The sequence below is a fragment of the Flavobacterium hercynium genome, assembly GCF_002217285.1.
GTDB classification, from domain to species: domain Bacteria; phylum Bacteroidota; class Bacteroidia; order Flavobacteriales; family Flavobacteriaceae; genus Flavobacterium; species Flavobacterium hercynium.
Genome location: NZ_MUGW01000081.1, coordinates 1 through 3,367 on the forward strand (window position 1 = coordinate 1; position 3,367 = coordinate 3,367).

4 protein-coding genes are annotated in these 3,367 nt (G+C 25.2%); all 4 read right to left on the minus strand.

Annotation, left to right across the window (positions count from 1 at the left end; translation table 11 throughout):
- Nucleotides 1-45: 45 nt before the first annotated feature.
- On the minus strand, nucleotides 46-627 hold the full coding sequence (locus tag B0A66_RS22260; RefSeq protein ID WP_089052040.1) for a hypothetical protein: 582 nt from the start codon (nucleotides 625-627) through the stop codon (nucleotides 46-48).
- Between the two features lie 276 nt (nucleotides 628-903).
- On the minus strand, nucleotides 904-1,548 hold the full coding sequence (locus B0A66_RS23090) for a hypothetical protein (protein WP_208862616.1): 645 nt from the start codon (nucleotides 1,546-1,548) through the stop codon (nucleotides 904-906).
- A gap of 387 nt (nucleotides 1,549-1,935) precedes the next feature.
- Nucleotides 1,936-2,619: a hypothetical protein gene (locus tag B0A66_RS22280; RefSeq protein WP_089052043.1), complete on the minus strand. Its 684-nt coding sequence runs from the start codon at nucleotides 2,617-2,619 to the stop codon at nucleotides 1,936-1,938.
- 25 nt (nucleotides 2,620-2,644) lie between these two features.
- Nucleotides 2,645-3,367 (minus strand): hypothetical protein (locus B0A66_RS22285; RefSeq protein ID WP_208862617.1); only part of this gene is annotated, 723 nt, incomplete at its 5' end.

Sequence of the window (3,367 nt, forward strand, 5' to 3'; positions counted from 1 at the left end):
AATAAAAACACAAATTATTATGTTTAAAAATTATCAATTAAAAAATTACTCTTCTCTTTCAATTATAGTTTTCAGATTATTTGCAATCGAACTAACTTCATCTTTTTTATAATTTGAATTTAGTATAAAAAACCATTTATCGTAAGTTTTTTTGAAAAAGTTAACTTCTGAATAATCATAAGTGTACGAAATATTGATATATGGATCTCGGGTAGGAACTATACTAATATTAAGATTTTCTAGAGCATCATTTTTATTAGATAATAATTTATAATTAAAATTATCTATGTGTATATCTTGACCAGCTATCGTACCTATTTCATCATTGTTAAATTTGAGAAAAATATTCTGATAAGAATCTTTATTGAATCTTGTGATTTTATTCTCATTTAATGAATATAAAACTTTATAATTTTCTGGTGTTTTACTATTTTTCAACCATTCATTCACATATTCGAGATCATCTAATACATCTGGAATATTTTTACGAATGTTATTACTTTCAAGAGTAATATTGTTAGTAACCCATATAAAATCATTTAGGCCCATCGGAAAAATAAAAACAAACAAACCAAAAATTATTGATATTATCAATAGTATTTTCTTAACTAATTTTCTTTTTATCATTTTATTGCAATTAACTTTTTTCTCTCTTATTTTTATGAAATACCACTATTTTAGTAAAACTATACTCCTCTTTATTTATAGATTCAAAACAAATCCTGGTGACTGTTTTCTTTCGTTTGTAAGGAAATAAATTTATCATTTCCATAAATATTAACTTATAAAGACTTTTATTGATTAGTTCTATTTTCTTTGATTTCATCACAAGGCAAATAGAAGTTTCTGTGATGTTCTATGCTTCAATCTTTGAAAAATTGCTTGTATTATTTTGATTTATTTCTAAAAATTTTGATAATGTTTTTCATTAAAAATGACAAAATTAATATCTTTCTGTACTAATCTTTCTATAGAATTTTTCATGAAGGATTGATCGTAAATATTTAATTTCACATAAGTACTTTTCCGAACAGAAGTTACACCACTAATAATACGTTCTTCTGAACCTTCTTCATTTGCCTTTACAAGCTGCAATATTTTGTTTTCGGAATGCCATTGGTAAACTGATAAATCTCCAAGCATTTTATTCTGCTTAAATTCCGCTGTTTTATTCTCTTTTTTCAAATAACTTACAAAATCGATAATTTCGGACATTTTGCCATCATAAAAATTAGTAGCCTCATAGGCATAAATTTTATTTTTTTTATCAGTTAAAATTACTAATCCATCAAAAAAAAATTGATTATTATAATTAAAGGGACGTTTACCTAAAATTTTATTTTGTTGATTAGAAAAATGATATTTATACAATTTTATAGTATCTGATTTTAAAAGATTTTCAATCTTTTTTTCTTCATTACTAGCATTAACGATTGCTGTTTTCCACACCTTTGTTTTAGAAATCAAACTGTCAACATTCTCATTAAAAGATAATTTAGCCAAATCAAAACTTCCACAATCTTTACAAATATGATCGGGATTTTTCATGTTTTGAGATTTGGCGCAAGAAGTTAGAAGTAAAAACAGATTAATTATTATCGTATTTGTTATTTTTTTATGTCTCATTTTTTTTTGATTTTATTCAGTATAAACTCTATTTACTAATTTAACTACTTGTATTTCCTAGCTAATTATTCAAAACATACTTCTTTCGAAATCTAAAGTATTACCTCTAACTTACTTACCTTATTCTTTCGATGGAAATAAAAATCTAATGAAATAATTTTTTCAGTTTTTTTATTTATTAGCTCGATAACACTTTTTCTAATTGGCGAGGACAGAGTAACTAGTTTTCCATAAGCAAAAAAACGTAATTCGGCTTTTTCGGGATATGGCTGTAATTCGTAATCAGGGTTTCGAATAATTTCTAATAATTCATTTAAGTTGTCTTTTTTTTTGCTGTGATGTAGAATAAAAAGCGACACCTAACAAATCTTCTCTTTCTTTAATTAATTTAGAAAATGTGTTAACATCTCTATCTTTAATGATTTTTATAATATCATCATAAGAATTTTGTACTTCTCTTTTTAAATCATTACCATTTTCCATTTCATCTTTAAGGTCAACAGAATTTGTCCAGCCTTCAATGGAAAAAGGTAATACTAAATTTATTTCTGCTTTCAACTGATAGTATGGTAGACCGTTTAAATTATTGTGATCTCCATTTGGTGTTTCTTTCACAAATAATTCAACTTCTTTATCATAATTATCAGTATCAAAATAATGAAGTGTAATTTCTCCATATGAATCTTCATTTAATGTACTTTGATTTAAGTTAGGATAAATTTTCAAGTCTATTGTATGTTTTCCGGAACTTAATAACAATGTATTTATTGGAACCTCTACTGCCGTTCTTTTACCCTTTAGAGCAAGATCCCCCATATAACTAAAGGCTAACATATCATCTACAAACAATTCCGCTTGACAATTACTTAATCTTGTATAAATTCTATAACTTTTATTCTTTATATCTAAACTATTTTTTAAATTTTTTATTTTCTTTTCCTGACAACCTACTGTACTAAAAATAAACAGGCTTGCAATTAGAAGTATTTTCATAAATTAGATACTGTTGTAAAACCTTTTATCGTATTACTTCTAATGAAGAATTAATGTTTTTTTTATGAAATAAAACCATCTCAGTGAAACCATATTCATCTTTATTTATAGATTCAAAAACAAATCCTGGTGGCTGATCGTTCGTTTGTAGAGAAACAAGTTTATTATTTCCATAAAATACTAGCTTATAAAGATTTTTATTGATTGATTCTATTTTTTTAGGTAGTCCATAAAAAATAGATGCTTTATTTTCTTTGATTTCATCAGAAGTCAAATAAAAACTTTTGGTATGTTCTATAGTTCTATCTTTGAAAAATTGCTCATATTCTTTTTCATTTCTTGAATTATAAATTGACATTATTTTCTGCAGGTAGTCTTCTAATTCCTTTACCAATAAGTTTTCATCCTGTTTTTTTAAATTTATAGAATTTTCCCATCCAACATTCTTATAAGGAACATTAGCTATAAATGAAAAAACATTTGCATATATTGGTGTTTTATTTTCCTTAAAATCAATCATTGGTATTTGATATACCAAATTTCTTCCTGATGCTTCTTTATTCGCTTCTTTTACAAAAATTTTTAATTCACAGACAGCATATTTAGAGATGTTTTCCCTCGTCGAAGATAATATTCTTACTTCTATTGGCTGCTCCCCACTTTTAAGAATAGCATCATTTATTGGGTAATCAACAGCCATTCCATCATTTTGATAATGATTGAAAACAGGTATATCATTAATTAATAT

Excerpts from the sequence above, each read along its gene's own strand:
- B0A66_RS22260 (WP_089052040.1), bottom strand. The coding sequence starts at position 627 with ATGATAAAAAGAAAATTAGTTAAGAAAATACTATTGATAATATCAATA.
- B0A66_RS23090 (WP_208862616.1), bottom strand. The coding sequence starts at position 1,548 with ATGAAAAATCCCGATCATATTTGTAAAGATTGTGGAAGTTTTGATTTG.
- B0A66_RS22280 (WP_089052043.1), bottom strand. The coding sequence starts at position 2,619 with ATGAAAATACTTCTAATTGCAAGCCTGTTTATTTTTAGTACAGTAGGT.